This window comes from Metapseudomonas resinovorans (assembly GCF_002003485.1).
GTDB classification, from domain to species: domain Bacteria; phylum Pseudomonadota; class Gammaproteobacteria; order Pseudomonadales; family Pseudomonadaceae; genus Metapseudomonas; species Metapseudomonas resinovorans_D.
Window position 1 is genome coordinate 150,390 of record NZ_BDMA01000065.1, and the last position, 22,161, is coordinate 172,550.

The window sequence follows — 22,161 nt, forward strand, 5'->3', positions numbered from 1 at the left end:
CGTATTTCAAATTGTTTCTTGATAGTTAAGTTCGAGAATCAAACTTCCCCTACTTAAGTTTCAAATTGATATTCGCCGCAGTCCGACACTCGGATTGCGGCGAATTCGTGTGCGCGCACGGGCGCTATTCGGTAGGCGAAGCCGCATCCTCAGAGGATGCGGCTATTGTCGCGAGAGGCTTCGAGGCGGATGGCCACGAACTTGGAGGTCGGGGTGTAGCTGCCGTCTCCATAGCTTTCCAGCGGTACCAGCGGGTTGGTTTCCGGGTAGTAGGCGGCAGCCTGTCCGGCCGGGATGTCGAAAGCGAGCAGGCTGAAGTCGGATACGCGCCGTTCCACGCCGTCGTCCCAGAGCGTCACCATGTCCACTTTCTGCCCGGGTTCAAAGCCCAGCCGGCGGATGTCGGCTTCATTGACGAAGACCACATCGCGCTGACCGCGCACGCCGCGATAGCGGTCGTCCAGGCTGTAGATGGTGGTGTTGTATTGGTCGTGGGAGCGCAGGGTCTGGAGGATCAGATGCGGTGTCTCGCCGGTGCTGCGCACCTTCTCGTGGAGCAGGTCGGCCGGTAGCGGATTCGACTGGAAGTTGGCGCGGCCGGTCTGCGTCGTCCAGCGCCGGGCATTGGCGCTGTTGCCCAGGTAGAAACCACCGGGATTCTGCACACGGCGGTTGAAGTCTTCGAAGCCGGGAATGGTCTCGGCGATAAGATCCCTGATGCGGTCGTAGTTGGCGATCAGGGCGTCCCAGTCCACCGGGTGGTCGCCCAGCGTGGCCTTGGCGATGCCGGCAATGATGGCCGGCTCGGAACGCATCTCGCGGGAAGAGGGCTCCAGCTGGCCGTACGACGCATGGATCATGCTGAAGGAATCTTCCACCGTTACGGCCTGCGGGCCGTCCAACTGGCGGTCGATATCGGTACGACCGAGGCAGGGCAGGATCAGCGCTTCCTGGCCAATGGTCAGGTGGCTGCGGTTGAGCTTGGTGCTGATCTGCACGGTCAGCTCGCAGTTCTGCAACGCGGCATGGGTGCGGGAGCTGTCCGGCGTAGCCTGGGCGAAGTTGCCACCGAGGCCGATGAAGACCTTCGCGTGCCCCTCGAGCATGGCGTTGATCGCTTCCACGGTGTTGTGGCCGTCGTCCCGGGGGACCTGGAAGCCGAAGCGTTTTTCCAGGGCATCGAGCAGCGCCGCCGGCGGCCGGTCATTGATGCCCATGGTGCGATCGCCCTGCACGTTGCTGTGACCGCGCACCGGGCACAGGCCGGCACCGGGGCGGCCGATGTTGCCGCGCAGGAGTTGCAGGTTGACGAGTTCCTGGATGGTCGGCACCGAGTGCCGGTGCTGGGTGATGCCCATCGCCCAGCAGACGATCACGTTGCGGGCGTCGCGGTAGATGCGCGCGGATATCTCGATTTCATTCAGCGTCAGACCCGATTGCGCCTCGATCTGCGCCCAGGGCGTGGCATCCACTTCAGCCAGGTAAGCGTCGACGCCGAGGGTGTGTTCGGCGATGAAGTCGTGGTCGAACACCGGCGTCTCGCCGCTCGCCTGCGCCTCGCGCTCCCACTGCAGCAGGAACTTGGCGATGCCGCGAATGGCCGCCATGTCGCCGCCCAGCGCCGGGCGGAAGAAGGCGGTGTTGAGCGGCCGCGAGCCGTTGCTGAGCATCTCCAGGGCATGTTGCGGGTGCTGGAATCGCTCCAGGCCGCGCTCCTTGAGTGGATTGAAGCAGACAACCTGCGCGCCCCTTTGCACGGCTTCGCGAAGCGGCTCGAGCATGCGCGGGTGGTTGGTGCCCGGGTTCTGTCCGAATACGAAGATGGCGTCGGCATGTTCGAAGTCGTGGAAGGTCACGCTGCCCTTGCCGACGCCGACGCTCTGGATCAGCGCAACGCCGCTGGCCTCGTGGCACATGTTCGAGCAGTCGGGGAAGTTGTTGGTGCCGAAGGCGCGGACGAAGAGTTGATACAGATAGGCCGCTTCGTTGCTGGCGCGGCCGGAGGTGTAGAACTCCGCCTGGTGCGGGCTTTCCAGGTTGCGCAGATGGCGTGCCACCAAGGCGAAGGCATGGTCCCAGCTGACCGGCACGTAGTGGTCGGTCTGGCGGTCGTAGCGCATCGGCTGGGTCAGGCGACCCTGGTATTCGAGCCAATAGTCGCTCTGATCGCGCAGTTGGCTGACGCTGTAGCGGGCGAAGAAGGCGGCATCCACCCGGCGCTTGGTGGCTTCCCAGTTGACCGCCTTGGCGCCGTTCTCGCAGAACTTGATGCGGCCGTCTTCGGGGGAATCGCCCCATGCGCAACCCGGGCAGTCGAAACCGCCGTTCTGGTTGGTCTTGAGCAGGGCGCGGAGGTTTTTGAACGGCTGTTTGCTGTCCAGCCAGAAGCGGGTGACGCTTTTCAGCGCACCCCAGCCAGCCGCGGCGCCTTTGTAGGGTTTGTAGCGAGGTTGTACGGGTTGCAGGCTCATTCTGTCGGGGCTTTCGCGTCTGGCGCCGGGCTGTAGACCCGTGGCGCGCTGTGGTGGGGCAGGTGGATGAGATTGAGGTGGTGCCGGCGTGCCCATTCCACCGTCAGGGTGGTGGGGGCGGAGAGGCTCACCAAGGTGGACAGACCCGCGCGCACAGCCTTGTGGATAAGTTCCAGACTGCAGCGGCTGGTGACCACCGCGAAACCCGAGCGAGGGTCCAGTCCCTGGCGCAGCAGCGCGCCGATCAGTTTGTCGAGGGCGTTGTGGCGGCCGATGTCTTCGCGGCAGAGGCGCAACTCGCCATCGCCATCGACGAACAGCGCGGCGTGCAGTGCGCCGCTGCGTCGGGCCAGTTCCTGCGCGGCGTTGATGCGCTGGCGCAGGTCGATAAAGTGCTCTGCAGGCGGCAAGGGAGCCGGCGTCAGGGAGCGCAGTTCCGGCAGCGCCTGTTCCAGCGCTTCCACGCCGCAGAGTCCACAGCCGGTGGTGCCGGCCAGGTTGCGGCGCTGTTCCTTGAGCGACCAGAAGGCGCGATTGCCGATATCCACTTCCGCGTGCAAGGCGATGCCCTCGCCTTCGAGCTGAATGTCATAGATATCGTCGATTGACTGGACCACGGCGCTGCTCAGGCTGAAACCCGCGACGAAGTCTTCCAGGGCACTGGGGGAAACCATCATCACGGCATAACTGATGCCGTTGTAGGAAATTGCCAGGGCGCACTCTTCGGCCAGGGCGGCATCTTCTACGCGCGCCTCGCCATCCAGCTCGGCATATTGGTAGCCGGTTGGTTCGGGCGGGTTATCCACAGCGGTGAGATGGCGCTTGGCGTCTGGGTTTGGCATGGTTCTGCCCCCTGCGACGGATTGACTCAGCCATCCTAGGCCCGCCTGGTACGGGCGTCTAATCGCTATTCCCGATTCATTGATCGAGCGCGTCTATCGGCTGGACGAATCGAGCGCCAGCAAGGCCCGCGCTTCCGAGAAACAGGCATCCGCCAGAGCCGAGCGTGGGGCGCCACGCCGCAGGATCAGGCCCAGGGGTGCCAGGGTGCGGGCGTCCTCTATGGGGATCAGTGTCAGGTGCTCGGTGAAATCGTCGAGACCGCTGTCCAGCGGCATGATGGCGCAGCACAGTCCGGCGCTGACGGCCTGCAGCAACTGATGGACGGCATCGGTTTCCAGCCTCGGCTGGGGCGACAGGCCCCGGCTGCGGAAGCCATGGTCGATGGATTGGCGGAAGTGCATGCCGCCCGAGAGCAGTCCCAGGGGCAGGTCCACCAGACTTTCCCATGGCAGGGCCGAGGTTTCGAAGCTGAAATGCCGGCGATCGTGCAGAAGGCCCATGCGGGCCTGTGCCAGTTCCAGGCTCTCGAAGTGCTCGCGGTCCAGGCGGTCGAGATAGGACAGGCCAAGGTCCAGCTGGTTACGCGCCAGGCCTTCGAGAATCTGCTCGGAGCTCATGGAAAACAGCTGGAAGCGCAGATTCGGGTGCGGCGCCGAGAAGGCTTCCACCAGGCGCATCGGGTCGAAGCCGGCCAGCGGCACCACCCCGAGACGCAAGGTCCCGACCAGTTGGCCGCGGCAGGCCGCCGCTTCGGCGTAGAGCCCGTCATGGGCCGCGAGCAGGGTGCGTGCCCACGCCAGCACACGCTGGCCGGCATCGGTGAAACCTTCGAAGCGCTGGCCACGGATCACCAGTTCCAGGCCGAGTTCTTCTTCCAGGCTGCGCAGGCGCATGGACAGCGTCGGCTGAGTGACGTGGCAGCGCGCGGCGGCCTGGCCGAAATGGCGGGTTTCCTCCAGCGCTATGAGGAACTTCAGTTGCTTGATGTCCATGCCGGCTCCTTGATGTGCAGCGGAATTCTAGCCTGTCGTCGCCATCGGGCGGTCGAGCTGGAACGGCCGTCTAGACTTGCACCTCCCAGGCGCCAGGTGCGCCATTCCTATGGAACGAGAGGATCTGTCATGGGCATCTTCGACTTTGTCAAAGAAGCGGGTGTGAAGCTGTGGGAAACCCTGGTGGGCCAGGAGGCTCAGGCTGCCGATGCGCTGAAGGAGCATGTGGCCAAGGTGGGCTTGGGCAATCCTGCCATCGAGCTGACGGTGGAAGGTGACAAGGTGATCGCCCGTGGCGAAGTCGCGACGCAGGAAGAGAAAGAGAAGATCCTCCTGGCTCTGGGCAATGTCGAGGGCGTGGCCAAGGTCGAAGACCAGATCAGCGTCAGCGCGCCTGCCGTGACTCCGGCACGTTTCGTCACGGTGAAGAAGGGCGACACCCTGAGCGCCATTGCCAAGGCCGAGTACGGCAACGCCAATGCCTACCCGAAGATTTTCGAGGCCAACAAGCCAATGCTCTCCCACCCGGACAAGATTTATCCCGGGCAGGTGCTGCGTATCCCTGAATAACGATCTGCTGCGTGCGCTGGGAATGGTTTCGGGCTGCTGAAGGCCTGTCAGAGGCCTTCCACGAGCGTCCGGTAGTTCTCCACCGCGGCGAACTCTTCGGTGTCCTTCGGGCCCTTGCGGCTGTCCGGCTCGCGCACCGCCAGTAACTGGGCGATGCCGTACTGCCGCGCGCTGCGCAGGATCGGCAGGCTGTCGTCGACGAACAGGCTGCGCGCCGCGTCGAAGCCGAAATCCTGCTGCAGGGCGTGCCAGAACTGCTGGTCTTCCTTGGGGAAGCCGTAATCATGGGAGCTGATCAGGCGGTCGAACCAGGGCGCCAGTTCGACGCGTTCCATCTTCAGTGACAGCGAGTCGCGGTGGGCGTTGGTGATCAGCGCCACACGCTTGCCTGAGCGGCGCAACGCGGCGAGGAAGAAGTCGGCATCCGGCCGCAGGGCGATCAGGTGGGCGACTTCGCGCTTGAGGTCGCGGATCGACAGGCGCAGTTCGCGGCTCCAGAAGTCCGTGCAGTACCAGTTCAGCTGTCCGGCGTTGTCGCGGAACAGCGGCAGCAGCTCGGCGTCGGCCAGCGCGCGGCTGATGCCGTGATGCTCGGCATAGCGTTGCGGCAGGTACTCCATCCAGAAGTGGTTGTCGAAGTGCAGGTCGAGCAAGGTGCCGTCCATATCGAGGAGGACGGTGTCGATTGCATTCCAGGGCAATTGCGGCATGGGCGGTATCGGTGGTTGCGGGTGGCTGTCGTCCTTGCGTCGCTGGCCGTCGCGGGCACGCAATCTCCGGCGGGGACATTCGACAAAGGCGGAGTATGATAACCCGCCGGTCATGCCAAGGAGTCCGTTATGCGTCAGAAGCCCACGGTGCTCGCTCGCGAGATAGTCGCCAGCAGCCGCCTGTTCCGTGTCGAGGAATTGCAGTTGCGCTTCGCCAATGGCGTCGAGCGCACCTACGAACGCCTGGTGGGCAAGGGCTCCGGTTACGGTGCCGTGATGGTGGTAGCCATGGCCGATGCCGAACACGTGCTGCTGGTGGAGGAATACTGCGCCGGCACCGACGACTACCAGCTGTCCCTGCCCAAGGGGCTGATCGAACCGGGCGAGGAGGTACTCGCCGCCGCCAACCGCGAACTCAAGGAAGAAGCCGGGTTCGGCGCGCGTAAGCTGGAACACCTCACCGAGTTGACTTTGTCCCCCGGCTACATGAGCCAGAAGATCCAAGTGGTCCTGGCCCGCGACCTCTATGAGGAAAGCCTGCCCGGCGATGAGCCGGAACCGCTGCGGGTCGACCGCATCAGCCTGCGCGAGCTTTCCAGCCTCGCCCAGCACCAGCAATTCAGCGAGGGTCGCGCCCTGGCTGCGCTATACCTGACCAGAGACATCCTGACCCAACGTGGGGAGTACCAGCCTTGAACCATCCCTTGCTTCCCGCCGTGATCGAACTGGTGCGCCAGGCCGGCGACGCCATCCTGCCTTTCTGGGGGGGTGACCTGGCCGTTACCGAGAAGGACGACGCTTCGCCCGTGACGGCAGCCGATCTCGCCGCTCACAAAGTCCTGGATGCGGGGCTGGCGGCATTGGATGCGAGCATTCCGGTGCTTTCAGAAGAGGCGGCCAACATTCCCCTCGCCGAGCGTGCCAAGTGGCAGCGCTGGTGGCTGGTGGACCCGTTGGATGGCACCAAGGAATTCATCGCCGGCAGCGAAGAGTTCACCGTCAACGTGGCGCTGATAGAAGGCGGCCGGGTGGTTTTCGGCGTAGTCGGCATGCCGGTGATCGGGCGCTGCTACTACGGCGGCGCTGGCCTTGGCGCCTGGAGTGAGGATGAAGAGTACGAGGCCGACGAAATCGCGGTACGCATCGCGCCAGACGAAGCGTTCACCGTGGTGGCCAGCAAGCGCCATTCGAGCCCGGCGCAGGAGCGCCTGCTGGCGGGGCTGTGCGAACGCTTTGGTGATCTGCAGCTGGCCAGTATCGGCAGCTCGCTGAAGTTCTGCCTGCTGGCCGAAGGGTCGGCGGATTGCTATCCGCGCCTGGCGCCCACTTCCCAGTGGGACACTGCCGCCGCTCAGGGCGTGCTCGAAGGTGCGGGAGGCGAGGTGCTGAATCTCGCCGGTGAGCCCCTTACCTATGAGGCTCGCGAGAACTTCCTGAACCCGTCCTTCCTGGCGCTGCCGGTTGCCGCCGAATGGCGGGCGGAGCTGATTCAGCTGGCACGCGCGCTGGACTGAGAACACAGGAAACGACAAAGGGCCCCGAGGGGCCCTTTTTCATGGCTGTCGCTTCGCAGAATCTTCGTAGGATGGCGTAGCGCGAAGCGAAACCCATTATCACGATCGATGGGTTTCGCAGGCTCTACCCATCCTACGGTTTTCCACAGAAATCGCCTCAGTCGAGCATATCGGCGAAGCGCTCGTCTTTCTTGTAGCGCAGGGTCTGGGCGAAGCCGGGAACCTGGATACCTTCGGGGCTCAGTTCGATCTGTTGCTCGTCAATCAGGTCGTTGCCGAAGTTGTAGATGATGTCCAGCTCGCCCAGGCGCGCGCGGCGATCGTACTCCTCGGCGTTGGCGCGGGTCTGCTCGCGCTTGGCGCTGTAGGCGGAGAAGGCCGCTTCGCCATGGCGCTTTTTCAGCATCTTCTCGGCCAGGCGCGGGGAAATGACCACGCCGGTGGCGTTGTTGCCGCCGAAGCCCTTGGAGTTGATGAAGCAGACGTCCAGGTGGTGATCGCCCAGGACCCGGTCGCGGGTTTCGATTGACAGGTGCTGGCGGTGCACGTCGTCCGCCACGCGGTCGATGGTCTTGATGCCGGGCAGGATGCCGTACTTGAAGGTGCCCAGGGCAGCGATCACCTGGTCGCCACTGGCGGTGGCCAGGGAGTGACCGACGTAGGCCTTGACCGCCGCAACAGGCCATCCTTCGATGCCGAACGCACCGGCAACGCGGTCCAGCAGCTCGGATTCGGTGACGCGGTTGGCCGGGGTGCTGGAGCCGTGGGCATGGACGAAGCTGCGCTCGCGCACGCCATCCGGGCCGATCAGCTGGGTGGCGGCAGCCACGGCCTTGGCCAGGGTCAGGTAGTTGCCCGGGCCGGGAGCGGAGATGGATTTCTTGAAGCCGTCGGCGTTGATGAACACATCGGTCACTGCGCCATGGATATCCGCGCCCAGTTCCAGGGCCAGCGCGTCGTCCATCAGCACCACGTACTGGCTGGACTCGGCCAGGGTGAAGCCACAGTTTTCGCCGAAGGGGCGGCTGGCGCGTTGGAAGTCGACGTCCTCGCGGCCGCCGACCTGGCGCAGGCCTTCCTCGGTCGCCAGGGCGCCCATGGCGCCGTAGCCGTCGATGCATTCCTGATTGATGGGCGCCTCGGCGTTGCCCACCAGGACCACACGGGCATGGCCGGAGGTGATGAGCTCGATGCCCTTCTGCAGGTTGTAGAGGAAGGTGGCGCACGCACCGGTGACGCTGCCGGTGGTGCCGACGCTGCCCAGCACGTAGGCGTTGATGAAGTCGGCGGGCATGGTGTTCAGGCCAAGCGGACACTGCTTGGCGGTGACGCGGCTGCCCTTGAGGCGCGACTGCATCATGCCGCCGAATCCGAACTCGTCCAGCTGGCTCATGATGCTGCCGGAGAACACGGCGATTTCGTCGGGCTGCACGCGGTCGACGATGTCCTTCCACGGCAGGCCGATGGAACGGATGGCGTCGGTCGCCGCGACCACCGACATCTGCAGGCCGCGCGGGTGGAAGCGGGAGTTGTACAGCTCACCCGGCTCGAAACCGGTGGGCAGTTGGCCGGCGGACTTCACCGGCAGCTCGCGGTAGCTGTCCACCTTGAAGTCGGAGGTGCCCTTCAGGGTCACGCGCACTTCACCGTTGTCCAGGGTTTCCACGTCCCAGTTGGCCGGCAGCGGCTCGGGGAGTTGTTTGCGCGAGGTGATGAAGTTGAGGGCCTGGCCATCGGTGGCCGAAACACTGAGGTTCTTGTGCCAGTGAGCGGCGTCTACATCCAGGTGCTGCTTGCCGATGCGGCGAACCAGGGTCGCGTCGAGGATCTCGGCGGCGTAGCGGGCTTCGATCTCTGCCAGGGTCAGGACCTTGCCGTCGGCATCGAGATACTGGCCATCGGTCACCGATACCAGCTTTGTCATCACAGCGAGGCCGGCCAGGGTTTCCTGACGGGCCTGGGCGTCCAGGGTCTCGATCACGATGCGGCGGAAGCCGTGGTGGAACGAGCTTCGCCCAGCCGCGTTGTAGCCGCCAAAACCCACAATCACTGGAAGTCGGGACATCTCTCGGAAACTCCTCAAAAAGACCATCTCATGCCGGCGGGATGGCTTGCCCACGGGGCGCCGCGTGTCGGGGCGGCAATTTGCGGGGTCAAGCGTCATGGGCCAGGTGGCATGAGCCAGGTGGCAGCTCGAATGAACGGGATGTCTACCTGACGCGGGGTGTGACTATCAAGTCACTCCTTTGGTCATTCGGCGGGAGTTTGGGAGTAGCGGACGAAAGGGAAAAATCGTTTGTGGGAGCGAATTCATTCGCGAATGAATTCGCTCCCACAGGGTAGTGGCGATTGCGGATCAGCGGTATTCGATACCGGTCTTGCTGGTGCTGATGCGGGTACCGGACTTGCCTTCGGTGATCGCGACGATGTTTTCCAGGGAGCCGATGACCGCATCCTTGCCGGTGCTGCGGGCGAACTCCATGGCGGCCTGGACTTTCGGACCCATGGAGCCAGCGGCGAAGCCGAGGCGTTCCAGTTCGTCCGGGTGGGCCTGGGCGATGGCTTTCTGAGTGGGCTTGCCCCAGTCGATATAGGCCGCGTCCACGTCGGTGGCGATGATCAGCACGTCGGCATTGAGCTCCTGGGCCAGCAACGAGGAGCAGAGGTCCTTGTCGATTACCGCCTCGACGCCGGAGAGCTTCTTGCCCGACTCGTCGTACATGGTCGGGATGCCGCCACCGCCTGCGCAGATGACGATGGTGCCTTTCTCCAGCAGCCATTTGACCGGGCGAATCTCGAAGATGCGCTTCGGACGCGGGCTGGCGACCACACGGCGGAACTTGTCGCCGTCGGGGGCGATGCTCCAGCCCTTCTCCTTGGCCAGGGCTTCCGCCTCCTCCTTGGAGTAGACCGGGCCGATGGGTTTGGTCGGATTCTGGAAGGCCGGGTCTTTGGCATCGACTTCGACCTGGGTGAGGATGGTGGCGAACGGCACTTCGAACGGCAGCAGGTTGCCCATTTCCTGTTCGATCATGTAGCCGATCATGCCTTCGGTCTCTGCGCCGAGAACGTCCAGCGGGTAGGGCGCGACCTTGTCGTACGAAGCGCCCTGCAGCGCCAGCAGGCCGACCTGCGGGCCGTTGCCGTGGGCGATTACCAGTTCGTTGCCCGGCGCGACCTTGGCAATCTGCTCGGCGGCGATCTTGACGTTGGCGCGCTGGTTGTCGGCAGTCATGGGCTCGCCACGACGCAGCAAGGCGTTACCGCCCAATGCGACGACGATACGCATATTGATTTCCTCCTGGGGATGGAATGCGTCCCGGACCGGCGAGCGCGTCGCGGTCCGGGGCGTATCGGGACTTACATGTCGGCGAGGGTCGAAACGAGGATCGCCTTGATGGTGTGCATGCGGTTTTCCGCTTGCTCGAAGGCGATGTTGTACGGCGACTCGAAGACGTCTTCGGTGACTTCAATACCGTTCTTCAGGTTCGGGTACTTCGCGGCGATATCCTTACCGACCTTGGTTTCGCTGTTGTGGAACGCCGGCAGGCAGTGCATGAACTTCACGCGCGGATTGCCGGCCGCTTTCATCATGTCCATGTTGACCTGGTAGGGCAGCAGTTCCTGGATGCGTTCGCCCCAGGCTTCCACCGGCTCGCCCATGGAAACCCAGACGTCGGTGTGGATGAAGTCAACGCCCTTGACCGCTTCCTTCGGATCGTCAGTGATGAGGATGCGTGCACCGCTTTCTTCCGCGAACTTCTTGCAGGCGGCGACGTGCTCGTCGGTCGGCCACAGTTCCTTGGGTGCGGCAATGCGCACGTCCATGCCGAGCTTGGCGCCGATCAGCAGGAGGGAGTTACCCATGTTGTTGCGGGCGTCGCCCAGGTAGGCATAGCTGATTTCGTGCAGCGGCTTGTCGCTGTGCTCACGCATGGTCAGCACGTCGGCCAGCATCTGGGTCGGGTGGTATTCGTCGGTCAGGCCGTTGAACACCGGTACGCCGGCGTACTTGGCGAGCTCTTCGACGATTTCCTGCTTGAAGCCACGGTACTCGATGGCGTCGTACATGCGGCCAAGCACGCGAGCGGTGTCCTTCATGCTCTCCTTGTGGCCGATCTGCGAGGAATTCGGATCGATGTAGGTAACGTTGGCGCCCTGGTCATAGGCGGCCACTTCGAAGGCGCAACGGGTGCGGGTCGAGGTTTTCTCGAAGATCAGCGCGATGTTGTTGCCCTTGAGGTGCTGTTGCTCGGTACCGGTGTACTTGGCGCGCTTGAGGTCGCGGGAGAGGTCGAGCAGGTAACGCAGCTCGCGGGTGCTGTGGTGCATGAGGCTGAGCAGGTTACGGTTGTGCATGTTGAAAGCCATGATTCTTTCTCCTTGTGAGTAACTTGAAACCAGGCTCCGTCAGAACAGCTTTTGGCTGGCGGGGCGGGCGGCTCCGGGTTGGGAGCCGCCAGGGGTATGAACTCAGTAATCGATAGGGTCGCGCAGGATCGGGCAGGTCATGCAGTGGCCGCCGCCACGGCCGCGGCCCAGTTCGCTGGCGCTGATGGTGACGACTTCGACACCGGCCTTGCGCAGCAGGGTGTTGGTGTAGGTGTTGCGGTCGTAGCCGACCACCACGCCGGGCTCCAGGCAGACCACGTTGTTGCCGTCGTCCCACTGCTCGCGTTCGGCTTCGAAGGCGTCACCGCCGGTTTGCACCACACGCAGTTTCTTCAGGTTGAGGGACTCGGCGACCACCGAGATGAAGTCCTTGTCTTCGCGGCGGATGTCGATGCCGTACGGGCGGCTTTCATCCGGGCGCAGGACGAAGGGCACGATTTCCTTGACCACTTCAGGGAAGACGGTGACCAGGTCGCGGTCGCAGAAGGTGAACACGGTGTCCAGGTGCATGGCGGCACGGGACTTGGGCAGCCCGGCGACGACGATTTTCTGCGCCGCACCCTTGCTGAACAGCGCCTGGGCCAGTTGGCCGATGGCCTGGCGGGAAGTCCGCTCGCCCATGCCGATCAGTACCACGCCGTTGCCGATAGGCATCACGTCGCCGCCCTCGAGGGTGGACGCCGCATGATCCTTGTCAGGGTCGCCGTACCAGACCTCGAACTCGGCCTCGGTGAAGGTCGGGTGGAACTTGTAGATGGCGGAGGTCAGCAGGGTTTCCTGGCGACGGGCCGGCCAGTACATCGGATTGAGGGTCACGCCGCCGTAAATCCAGCAGGTGGTGTCACGGGTGAACTGGGTGTTGGGCAGCGGCGGGAGGATGAAGCTGGAGTGGCCCAGATAGTCGCGATACATCTTGATCGCGCTGACGCCTTCGCTTTCCGGCAGGTCGGAGCCGGCGACGCCGCCGATGAGGAACTCGGCAATCTTGCGCGGCTCCAGGCCTTCGATCCAGGAGCGCACTTCGTTAACCAGACCAACGCCGACCTGGTCGTTGGTGAGCTTGCGATCAAGGATCCACTTCAGGGCTTCCTTGTTCTGCACGATGTCGGTGAGCAGGTTGTGCATCTCCAGTACATCGATGCCGCGCTCACGCATCTTGGTGACGAAGTCGAAGTGGTCGCGTTTGGCCTGGTTTACCCAGATCACATCATCGAAAAGCAGCTCGTCGCAGTTGTTGGGGGTCAGGCGCATATGCGCGAGTCCCGGCGAGCAGACCATTACCTTATGAAGCTTGCCGGCCTCCGAATGAACGCCGAGTTTTACTTTGGACATGGCAGGTCTCCTTACAAGTTACAGGGTCAGGAAGCCGTCGTAGAGCCCGTAGGCGGCCACGACCGCGCCGATTACCACGGCGGCGAAGATCAGCTTCTCGACATTGGTGAATACCGGTTGGCCAACTTCCCGTTTGGCCTTGGCAAAGAGGATCACGCCCGGTGCATAGAGCAGGGCGGAGAGCAGCAGGTACTTGATGCCGCCGGCGTACAGCAGCCAGACGGCGTAGACCAGGGCGATGAGGGCGATGACCAGGTCTTTGCTGCGGTCCTTGGCGTCCTGCTCGTAGGTCTCGCCACGCAGCGGCAGCAGCACCGCGTAGGCAGCGGACCACAGGTAGGGCACCAGGATCATGGAAGTCGCCAGGTAGATCAGCGACAGGTAGGTGCTGGCGCTGAACAGCGTGATGATCAGGAACACCTGCACCATGGCGTTGGTCAGCCACAGGGCGTTGGCCGGGACCTGGTTGGCGTTCTCCTTGCGGATGAAGGCCGGCATGGTGTGGTCCTTGGCTGCGGCGAAGAGAATCTCGGCGCAGAGCAGCACCCAGGAAAGCAGGGCACCGACCAGGGAGATGACCAGACCGACGCTGATCAGCACGGCGCCCCAGTGACCGACCACGTGTTCGAGCACCGCCGCCATGGACGGGTTCTGCAGTTTGGCCAGTTCCGGCTGCGTCATGATGCCGAGGGACAGCACGTTGACCAGTACCAGGAGCAGCAACACGATGACGAAGCCCAGCACCGTGGCCTTGCCGACGTCGCTGCGCTTTTCGGCCCGTGCGGAGAAGATGCTCGCGCCTTCGATGCCGATGAACACCCAGACGGTGACCAGCATCATGTTGCGCACCTGGTTCATCACGCTGCCCAGTTCGATGTTCTTCGAACCCCAGATGTCAGCGGTGAAGATGTCCAGCTTGAAGGCGAACAGGCAGATGAGGATGAACAGGAACAGCGGCACCACCTTGGCTACGGTGGTCACCATGTTGATGAAGGCTGCTTCCTTGATTCCGCGTAGCACCAGGAAGTGCACGGCCCAGAGGACGATGGAGGCACCGATGATGGCTGCGAGCGTGTTGCCTTCGCCGAAGATCGGGAAGAAGTAGCCGAGGGTGCTGAACAGCAGCACGAAGTAGCCGACGTTACCCAGCCAGGCACTGATCCAGTAGCCCCAAGCCGAGGAAAAGCCCATGTAGTCGCCGAATCCGGCCTTGGCGTAGGCATACACCCCGCCATCAAGGTTCGGCTTGCGATTGGCCAGGGTCTGGAAGACGAATGCCAAGGTGAGCATGCCCACCGCGGTAATGCCCCAGCCGATAAGAATGGCGCCGACATCGGCACTGGCCGCCATGTTCTGCGGTAACGAGAAAATACCCCCGCCCACCATTGAACCGACAACCAGCGCGACCAGGGCGCCTAGTTTAAGTTTGTCGGACGATTCAGACATCTTGCACCTCCATCCGGAGTAGGAACTGTGCTTATTGAGCGCTTGGCCTGTTGACCGCGTTCTGATCCAGATCAATAGCTAGCTAATGAGTCATGCAGACAATTTCCTTACTGTCGTAGATGGGAGGGAGTTACTGCAGATCGCTGCCCAGAACGAGCAATTTAGAGGGCTCGGCATGCCATCCCGGGCAATGCCTAATACAAACTAGCCGGTTTTGCCGAGCCTTCAAGTTGCAACTTGCACGAATTGGATTGCTACAGAAATGGCCCATATTCCTTGTAGGAAATTACATATTTTTGTAGTGAGATTTCGCTATAAGGAGGGTTTTTTGGACTAGGAAGGGGTAGAAATTTCGAGAGGAGGAAACATGTTCAAAGTAGGACAAATTGCCATCAGTCGAGCGCCCGTAGGACGAATTCCGGCCTTTGACTTGGCGCTGGATTACGACATCGAAAAACGCGGAAGAGACCCATTCGTCAACTTCGAACTGCATGGGCAGATCGCGGGAAAACCGGTGCATGAGCGCTTTTCCCTGCACGGCGACGTCGCCTACAACTTCCTTCACAGCGCTGGGTTGCGATTGCGCAAATACGGCTTCCGCCCGGGGCTTGCCGCGATGCCCGAATTGCGCGCCGACTTCGAAAAAGCCTATGCCGACCTGCGGGAAAGGCTGGGCGTTGCGCCCGGTCATCCGGTGGACCTGGAACGCTTTGTACTCGAACGCCCATGAGCCTCATAAATGAAGAAGCCCGGCACTGGGCCGGGCTTCGATCACCCGGCGGGTAGCTGGGTGGGGTGCCACCGGGCTTGGCTCGTGGCGTCGAGAGGAGAACCCCATGGCTGGCTTGTGGCTGGCTTGGGGAGAGGCCAGACCCTCGCGGGGCCACCCTCCTGACCCTGCGCACTGCAGGGATTACCGTTTAGATGGCAAGCCTTGTGCCACCCTGTGGCGACCGCTCTGCTCCGGGCTCCTTCGTGCCCAGGTGAGTAACGGATGAGCGGAGTCTTGCCGATCAGTCCTGCTCTTCTGCGGGATTCCCGCCACTGAAGCTGAGATTGTGCTTGCGCAACTTGTCCGAGAGCGTTTTGCGCGGCAGGCCGAGCGCTTCGGCCAGGCTGCGCAACGAGCCATGGGGACGGGTCAGTTCGGCCGCGATCAGCGCGCGCTCGAAGGCCTCGACCTGATCACTCAGGCCGCCTTCCACCTTCGGCAAGTGGGCGGGCGCGTTGTCCAGGTTCAGGTCCAGGCCCAGGGCGAAGCGTTCCGCGGCGTTCTGCAACTCCCGTACATTGCCCGGCCAGCCGTGGGTCAGCAACAAGGCGCGCTGGCTGCTATCGAGGCTGCGCGGGGCGGCGCCGTGGCGACTGCGGGCGGCGTCGGCGAAATTCTGGAACAGCGCCAGGGCGTCCTCACCGCGTTCACGCAGGGGCGGAATGCGCAGGCTGGCCACGTTCAGGCGGTAGTAGAGGTCGGCGCGGAACCGGCCCTGGTCGGCGGCGTGGCGCAGGTCCTCCTTGGTCGCGGCGATCACGCGGATATCCAGCGGGATCAGTTGGTTGGCGCCGAGGCGCTCCACGACGCGTTCCTGCAGCAGGCGCAACAGCTTGACCTGGACGTCCAGGCTCATGCTTTCGATCTCATCGAGGAAGACCGTGCCGCCATTGGCGAACTCGAACTTGCCGATGCGGCGCTTCTGCGCGCCGGTGAACGCACCTTGCTCGTGGCCGAACAGCTCGCTCTCCACGACCGATTCGGCCAGGGCGCCGGCGTTGATGGCGACGAAGGGCCCGTCGCGGCGCGCCGACAGATCGTGCAGGGCGCGCGCTACCACCTCTTTGCCGGCTCCGGTTTCACCCAGGATGAGCACGTCGGCATTGGTGGCGGCGAGGGCGCCGATCTGCTCGCGCAACCGTTGCATGGCGGGCGACTGTCCTACGAGGCGACCGCTGAGTTGCTGGCGATCGGACAGGGCCATGCGCAGGCTGCGGTTCTCCAGCACCAGGCGGCGCAGGTCCAGGGCGCGGTGCACGCTGTCCAGTAACTGGTCGCTGGGGAAGGGTTTCTCCAGGAAGTCATAGGCGCCTGCGCGCATGGCCTGGACGGCCAGCGGAACATCACCGTGGCCGGTGATCAGCAACACCGGCAGATCGGGATCGCGTTCGCGCAGTTGCTTCAGCAATTCGAGGCCGTCGATGCCGGGCATGCGGATATCGGTGACCACCACGCCCGGCCAATCCTTGTCGATCTTCTCCGCCACGCCCTGGGCATCGCCGAGGGCTTGCACCTTGAGCCCCGCCAGGTCGAGGGTCTGGCTGAGGGCCTGGCGCAGGTGCGGGTCATCGTCGATCAGCAGCACCTGGGTTCGGGCATCGAGGGCGTTGGTCATGCAGAGAGGTCCTCAGGGGGCTGTGGGATGACGCCGGGGGCGGCGTTGCGCATGCGCAGGGTGAGCAGGGCGCCACCGTCAGGGTGGTTGGCGAACAGCAACTCGCCGCCAAGGGCGCGCATCAGGCTATCGCAGATGGCAAGGCCCAGGCCAAGGCCCTGGGCGCTGGTCTTGGTGGTGAAGAAGGGCTCGCGGGCATGGCGCAGGGCTTCTTCGGAAAAGCCGGGGCCGTTGTCGCGCAGGTGCAGCTCCACACCGTCGGCAGTGGTTTTGGCACTCAACCAGATGCGCCGCGGATGAGGTTTCTCCTTGAGCGCATCGAGGGCATTGGCGAGCAGGTTGCCGAGAACCTGGCGCAGGCGCGTTTCACCGGCCTGGACCCAGAGCGGCGCGTCCGGCAGATCGCGGATCAGCTCCACGTCCATGGCCCGGCGGCGTTGTGCGACGAGGGCCAGGGCATCGTCGAGGGCCGGCTGCAGCGCGACACTTTCCGGTGCGTGACGATCGCGACGGGCAAAGGCGCGGAGGTGGGCGATGATCGACGCCATGCGGCCGGTCAGTTCGCTGATCTGGCGCAGGTTGCCGCGGGCGTCGTCGAGGCGCTGGTGGTCCAGCAGAACCCCGGCGTTGTCGGCATAGCTGCGGATCGCCGCCAAGGGCTGGTTCAGCTCGTGGCTGATGCTCGCCGACATGGTGCCCAGGGCAGACAGTTTGCTCGCCTGCACCAGTTCGTCCTGGGCGCTGACCAGCTCCTGCTGCGCCTGCTCGCGCTCCAGCACCTCGTCTTTCAATCGGCTGTTCAGCGCCTCGAGGTCCTGGGTGCGTTCCAGCACGCGCATTTCCAGCTCGCGGCGGGCACTGGCGTCGAGGGCGATGCGATCCAGGTAGTGACGGCGGCGCTGCATCATCAGGCCGAGCAGCAGCAGCAGGGTCAGCAACGTAGCGCCACCAATGGCGACAGTGGTAGTCACCTGGCGGTCCACGAGTTGGCGCGGGGCCAGGATGCTGGCGGTCAGCCCGGTTTCACGGAGCTCGCGGCTCTGGGTAAGCCAGGCGCTGTCGTCCAGTTTCAACGGTGGCGGCGCCTGGGTCGGGTAGGGCTGGTTGGCGACTATCGCTGAGCGTTCGGCATTATCCAGCGGGCGCGTGGCATGGAAGCGCCAGTCGCTGCGCGAGGAGATGATCACCACGCCATTGGCATCGGTCACCATGAGCTGCTCCGGAGTCTTGCCCCAGAGGGTTTCCGCGTCGTCCAGATCCACCTTCACCACGAGGATGCCGATGATCTGTGTGCCGTCGCGTACCGGGCTGGCGAAGAAGTAACCGCGCTTGCGCGAGGTGGTGCCGAGGCCGAAGAAGCGGCCCTGCTTGCCTGCGAGGGCTTCGCGGAAGTAAGGGCGGAAAGGAAAGCTGCGGCCGACGAAACTGTCTGCCTGATCCCAGTTGGAAGAGCTCAGGGTGAGGCCGGCGGGGCTCATCAGGTAGATCACATCGGCCCCTGTGTTCCCCCGAACTTCAGCCAGCACGCGATTGGCTTCGGCCTGCAGGGTTTCGCTATCGGGCGCGGCAAGCAGGTCCCGCAACGGTGGCAGGTCGGCCAGGATGGGCGGCAGCACCTCGTAGCGGTGCAGGGTGCCGAGCAGGTTGGCGACGTACAGGTCGAGGGTCTGGCGATTCTGCTCAGCCAGGGACTCGCTGTAGTAGCGCTCGCTGAAATGCTGCAGCGGCCAGAACAGCGGCGCCAGCAGCAGCGCCAAGAGCACCAGGCTGCGCCAGCGTGGGCGGTGGGGAATGGGGGTGGCAGTCATGCGATCACTGTGTGCCGGTCGATGAGACGCATTATGGCATCGACGCCCGGGACCCGTGGCGTGGCTGATACGAGAGGTGGAAACCACGGGGGAGGAGCGAGCGCCTCCCCGAGGGTCAACGCGGCTGGCGGAGGCACTCGGCCAGGGCTGTACGCCAATCGGGCAGCCTGACCTGCCAGTCGTTCGCCAGCTTGCGGCCATCCAGCCGCGAATTCAGCGGGCGCCGGGCCGGCGTCGGGTACTCACTGGATGGAATCGGAACCAGGCGAGCACAGGGCCTGCCGGCGGCTTTCAACTGGTCAGCGATGGCACTGGCAAAGCCGAACCAGGAGGTCTCACCGCGGTTGGTCAGGTGATAGACGCCCCAATGGCGATTGCCCGCCTGCCACTGATCGATCAACTGGGCCGTGGCCTGGGCGATGCTGCCAGCCCAGGTCGGCGCCCCCACCTGGTCATCCACCACGCGCAGCTCTTCGCGCTCCTGCAGCAGGCGCTGCATGGTGAGCAGGAAGTTGCGCCCGTGCAGCGAATAAACCCAGCTGGTGCGCAATATCAGGTACTGCCCGCCGACGGCCTGGATCGCCTGTTCGCCAGCCAGTTTGCTGGTGCCGTAGACGCCCAGCGGCTGGGTCGGGTCGTCCTCGACGTAGCGGCCGGTCTTGGCACCGTCAAAGACGTAGTCGGTGGAGTAGTGGAACAGCGGAATGCCGAGGGCGGCGGCCTCTTCAGCGAGTACGCCGGGGGCCGTGGCGTTGATCGCGACGGCGGCGTCCGCATCGGTCTCGGCCTGGTCCACCGCGGTGTAGGCGGCGGCGTTGATCAGCAGGTCGGGCGCCAGGGCACGGACCTGCTGGCGAATCTGCTCGGGATGGGCAAGATCGAGCCGGTCACGCCCCAGGGAGACGACCGCTGCCTTGCCGGCGAGGGCGAGCTGGAGTTCCCGCGCCACCTGACCGCTATTGCCGGTTACCAGAATCTTCATGCGAACAGGTCCGCGTCCTGGAAGTTGACCCCGGCCTGGTCCTTGGCGGACAGCTGCGGCGCCTCGGTCAGCGGCCAGTCGATGGCGAGATCGGGATCGTCCCAGCGAATGCAGCGCTCATGCTCAGGGGCGTAGTAGTCGGTGGTCTTGTAGAGGAACTCGGCGTAATCGCTGAGGACCACGAAGCCGTGCGCGAACCCCTCGGGGACCCACAGCTGGCGCTTGTTTTCGGCGGAGAGAACGATACCGGCCCATTTGCCAAAACTCGGCGAGCTGCGACGTAGATCTACTGCAACATCGAAGACTTCACCCGCGGTTACTCGTACCAGTTTTCCCTGCGGCTGCTGTAACTGGTAATGAAGCCCTCGCAGGACACCACGCAGGGAACGCGAGTGGTTGTCCTGGACGAAGTCACGTGTAACGCCGGTTGCTTCTGCAAAAGATCGAGCATTGAAGCTTTCAAAGAAAAAGCCGCGATCATCGCCGAACACTTTGGGCTCGAGCACGAGAACATCGGTCAATTGAGTCTCAACGATTTTCACTCATGCTCCCCGGCCAGCTTGAGCAAGTACTGTCCGTAGCCAGTCTTGCCGAAGGCCTTGGCCTGCTCAAGTAGCCTTTCTTTGGTGATCCAGCCGTTCTGGAAAGCAATTTCTTCCAGGCAGGCGACCTTCAAACCCTGGCGATGTTCGATGGTCTGCACATACTGCGACGCATCCAGCAGGCTGTCGTGGGTACCGGTATCCAGCCAGGCGAAACCACGACCAAAACGTTCGACGCGAAGATCACCACGCTGGAGATAGGCGTTGTTGATATCGGTGATCTCCAACTCGCCGCGTGCGGAAGGTTTGACTGCCTTGGCCAGTTTGATCACGTCATTGTCGTAGAAGTACAGGCCAGTTACCGCGTAGGGCGATTTGGGCTGTTTGGGCTTTTCTTCGATCGACAGCGCCTTGCCCTCGCCATCGAACTCAACGACGCCGAAACGCTCCGGATCCTTCACCCAGTAACCGAAGACTGTAGCCCCCGTCTGGTGGCTGGCGGCGCGTTTCAACATGTCCCTGAAGTAAGTGCCATGGAAGATGTTGTCGCCAAGGATTAGACAAACGGAGTCGTCACCTACAAAGTCTTCGCCAATGATGAAGGCTTGTGCGAGCCCGTCAGGCGATGGCTGGACAGCATAAGTGAAGGCCACCCCGAACGCGCTGCCGTCACCCAGCAGGTTGCGATACTGCGGAAGGTCCTGAGGTGTGGAGATAATCAGAATTTCGCGGATGCCGGCGAGCATAAGTACCGAGATCGGGTAATAGATCATCGGCTTGTCGTAGATTGGCAGGAGCTGCTTGGAAACACCTAGGGTAATAGGATGCAGTCGAGTGCCGGAACCGCCGGCGAGGATTATTCCTTTCATTCTGTTGCTCCCAATCTTTCTCTTTGATAACTGCCGTCTTGCACGCGACGGCACCATTCCAGGTTGGACAGGTACCACTCGACCGTCTTGCGCAGACCGCTCTCGAAAGTTTCCTGAGGTTTCCAGCCGAGCTCACGCTCGATCTTGCCGGCGTCGATGGCGTAGCGCAGGTCGTGTCCCGGCCGGTCCTTGACGAACGTGATCAGTTCATCGAAGTGATTGATACCGGCCGGCTTCTGCGGCGCTAGTTCGTCCAGCAAGGCGCAGATAGCACGAACCACATCGAGGTTCTTTTGTTCGTTGTGACCGCCAATGTTGTAGGTTTCACCCACCTCACCGCGGGTAACCACTTCGACCAGCGCACGCGCGTGGTCCTCGACGAACAGCCAGTCGCGGATTTGCTGGCCATTGCCGTAGACCGGCAGCGGCTTCCCTTCGAGGGCGTTGAGGATCATCAGCGGAATCAACTTCTCGGGGAAGTGATAGGGGCCGTAGTTGTTCGAGCAGTTCGTCAACAGGACCGGCAGGCCATAGGTGCGCTGCCAGGCACGGACCAAGTGGTCCGAGGCCGCCTTGCTGGCGGAGTAGGGCGAACTGGGTGCATAGGGTGTGGTTTCGGTGAAGAGGTCATCGGCGCCATGCAGGTCGCCATATACCTCGTCGGTGGAAATGTGGTGGAAGCGGAAAGCAGCCTTGCGCTCTGCATCAAGGCCAAGCCAATAGGCGCGGACACTTTCCAGCAGGCTATAGGTGCCGACGATGTTGGTCTGGATGAATGCTGCTGGACCATCGATGGATCGATCGACATGGGATTCGGCAGCAAGATGCATGACAGCGTCGGGCTGGAAGCGTGTAAGCGCAGCAGTGATTTGCGCGCTGTCAGCGATGTCGGCCTGCAGGAATTCGTAACGTGGATTGTCCTCTACTGCCAACAGTGACTCGAGATTACCCGCGTAGGTCAGTTTATCCACATTGAGGACTTGGTGTGCCGTCTCCACCATGAGATGGCGGATAAGTGCAGAGCCAATGAAACCGGCTCCGCCGGTCACTAAAATTCGCATATAGATTTCCTTCCGCGGAATGTTGCCAACCGGCAGACGCTGTACCGTCAAAGATTCTCGCAATGGTACCTCAGGTAGGCTGCTACTTCAGCTGGAGCTTGGCTGCCAAAAGCTGGTGGAGTTACTGCTCCAGTGGCGCAGCTCGAATCCCGTTAGTAGTCGGAGGTACTTTGTGTCTGGTGCCCATTGCAGGTTGCGCAATCCAGGGCAGGCGGATGTTCCGGTGGGGGACTGACGAATAA

At 63.1% G+C, this 22,161-nt stretch carries 19 protein-coding genes; 4 read left to right on the forward strand and 15 right to left on the reverse strand.

The features are described 5' to 3' along the window. Positions 1 to 149: 149 nt before the first annotated feature. From MnOB_RS18325 to MnOB_RS18335, 3 genes are all read right to left on the reverse strand, one after another. On the reverse strand, positions 150 to 2,471 hold the full coding sequence (locus tag MnOB_RS18325; protein ID WP_077525657.1) for an FdhF/YdeP family oxidoreductase: 2,322 nt from the start codon (positions 2,469 to 2,471) through the stop codon (positions 150 to 152). Further along, positions 2,468 to 3,313, reverse strand: a complete 846-nt coding sequence (fdhD, locus tag MnOB_RS18330) for a formate dehydrogenase accessory sulfurtransferase FdhD (protein WP_077525658.1) — start codon at positions 3,311 to 3,313, stop codon at positions 2,468 to 2,470. Before fdhD ends, MnOB_RS18325 begins: the two co-directional genes overlap by 4 nt. Positions 3,314 to 3,406: 93 nt before the next feature. Beyond that, entirely contained in the window at positions 3,407 to 4,306 is a 900-nt protein-coding gene (locus MnOB_RS18335) for a LysR family transcriptional regulator (protein ID WP_077525659.1), read from the reverse strand. 129 nt (positions 4,307 to 4,435) lie between these two features. Between MnOB_RS18335 and lysM the strand changes: the two genes are divergently transcribed. Beyond that, positions 4,436 to 4,876 carry a peptidoglycan-binding protein LysM gene (lysM, locus tag MnOB_RS18340; RefSeq protein WP_077525660.1) on the forward strand — a complete coding sequence of 147 codons (441 nt, stop codon included), beginning with the start codon at positions 4,436 to 4,438 and terminating at the stop codon, positions 4,874 to 4,876. A gap of 47 nt (positions 4,877 to 4,923) precedes the next feature. Here the strand turns inward: lysM and yrfG are convergent, their stop codons facing one another. After that, positions 4,924 to 5,586 (reverse strand): GMP/IMP nucleotidase, encoded by a 663-nt coding sequence (gene yrfG / locus MnOB_RS18345; protein ID WP_077525661.1) that lies wholly within the window; start codon positions 5,584 to 5,586, stop codon positions 4,924 to 4,926. Positions 5,587 to 5,715: 129 nt separating this feature from the next. Here yrfG and nudE point away from each other — a divergent pair, with 129 nt between their 5' ends. Both nudE and cysQ read left to right on the forward strand, forming a co-directional pair. Continuing rightward, complete coding sequence (gene nudE, locus MnOB_RS18350; protein WP_077525662.1) at positions 5,716 to 6,282, forward strand: ADP compounds hydrolase NudE; 567 nt, start codon at positions 5,716 to 5,718, stop codon at positions 6,280 to 6,282. Next, positions 6,279 to 7,100, forward strand: coding sequence for a 3'(2'),5'-bisphosphate nucleotidase CysQ (gene cysQ / locus MnOB_RS18355; protein WP_077525663.1), 822 nt, complete (start codon positions 6,279 to 6,281; stop codon positions 7,098 to 7,100). The genes nudE and cysQ overlap by 4 nt, the downstream gene beginning before the upstream one ends. A gap of 157 nt (positions 7,101 to 7,257) precedes the next feature. Here the strand turns inward: cysQ and MnOB_RS18360 are convergent, their stop codons facing one another. The 5 genes from MnOB_RS18360 to arcD form a co-directional block, all read right to left on the reverse strand. Next, positions 7,258 to 9,165, reverse strand: coding sequence for a beta-ketoacyl synthase (locus tag MnOB_RS18360; RefSeq protein WP_077525664.1), 1,908 nt, complete (start codon positions 9,163 to 9,165; stop codon positions 7,258 to 7,260). 291 nt (positions 9,166 to 9,456) lie between these two features. Continuing rightward, positions 9,457 to 10,389 (reverse strand): carbamate kinase, encoded by a 933-nt coding sequence (gene arcC, locus MnOB_RS18365; protein WP_077525665.1) that lies wholly within the window; start codon positions 10,387 to 10,389, stop codon positions 9,457 to 9,459. Positions 10,390 to 10,460: 71 nt separating this feature from the next. Next, on the reverse strand, positions 10,461 to 11,471 hold the full coding sequence (locus MnOB_RS18370; RefSeq protein ID WP_077525666.1) for an ornithine carbamoyltransferase: 1,011 nt from the start codon (positions 11,469 to 11,471) through the stop codon (positions 10,461 to 10,463). Between the two features lie 102 nt (positions 11,472 to 11,573). After that, complete coding sequence (gene arcA, locus MnOB_RS18375) at positions 11,574 to 12,824, reverse strand: arginine deiminase (RefSeq protein WP_077525667.1); 1,251 nt, start codon at positions 12,822 to 12,824, stop codon at positions 11,574 to 11,576. A gap of 18 nt (positions 12,825 to 12,842) precedes the next feature. Then, a complete protein-coding gene (arcD, locus tag MnOB_RS18380; RefSeq protein WP_077525668.1) occupies positions 12,843 to 14,270 on the reverse strand; it encodes an arginine-ornithine antiporter in 1,428 nt (475 codons plus the stop codon). Between the two features lie 367 nt (positions 14,271 to 14,637). Between arcD and MnOB_RS18385 the strand changes: the two genes are divergently transcribed. Continuing rightward, positions 14,638 to 15,000 carry a DUF5064 family protein gene (locus MnOB_RS18385; RefSeq protein ID WP_077525669.1) on the forward strand — a complete coding sequence of 121 codons (363 nt, stop codon included), beginning with the start codon at positions 14,638 to 14,640 and terminating at the stop codon, positions 14,998 to 15,000. A 283-nt stretch (positions 15,001 to 15,283) separates the two neighbouring features. Here the strand turns inward: MnOB_RS18385 and MnOB_RS18390 are convergent, their stop codons facing one another. From MnOB_RS18390 to rfbB, 6 genes are all read right to left on the reverse strand, one after another. Further along, positions 15,284 to 16,657 (reverse strand): sigma-54-dependent transcriptional regulator, encoded by a 1,374-nt coding sequence (locus tag MnOB_RS18390; protein ID WP_077525670.1) that lies wholly within the window; start codon positions 16,655 to 16,657, stop codon positions 15,284 to 15,286. After that, positions 16,654 to 18,465 carry a sensor histidine kinase gene (locus tag MnOB_RS18395; protein ID WP_077525671.1) on the reverse strand — a complete coding sequence of 604 codons (1,812 nt, stop codon included), beginning with the start codon at positions 18,463 to 18,465 and terminating at the stop codon, positions 16,654 to 16,656. Before MnOB_RS18395 ends, MnOB_RS18390 begins: the two co-directional genes overlap by 4 nt. A gap of 115 nt (positions 18,466 to 18,580) precedes the next feature. After that, complete coding sequence (rfbD, locus tag MnOB_RS18400) at positions 18,581 to 19,447, reverse strand: dTDP-4-dehydrorhamnose reductase (protein ID WP_077525672.1); 867 nt, start codon at positions 19,445 to 19,447, stop codon at positions 18,581 to 18,583. Continuing rightward, a complete protein-coding gene (gene rfbC / locus MnOB_RS18405; RefSeq protein ID WP_077525673.1) occupies positions 19,444 to 19,989 on the reverse strand; it encodes a dTDP-4-dehydrorhamnose 3,5-epimerase in 546 nt (181 codons plus the stop codon). Before rfbC ends, rfbD begins: the two co-directional genes overlap by 4 nt. Next, positions 19,986 to 20,858: a glucose-1-phosphate thymidylyltransferase RfbA gene (gene rfbA, locus MnOB_RS18410; protein WP_077525674.1), complete on the reverse strand. Its 873-nt coding sequence runs from the start codon at positions 20,856 to 20,858 to the stop codon at positions 19,986 to 19,988. Before rfbA ends, rfbC begins: the two co-directional genes overlap by 4 nt. Then, on the reverse strand, positions 20,855 to 21,919 hold the full coding sequence (gene rfbB / locus MnOB_RS18415; protein ID WP_077525675.1) for a dTDP-glucose 4,6-dehydratase: 1,065 nt from the start codon (positions 21,917 to 21,919) through the stop codon (positions 20,855 to 20,857). Before rfbB ends, rfbA begins: the two co-directional genes overlap by 4 nt. Between the last annotated feature and the right edge of the window lie 242 nt (positions 21,920 to 22,161).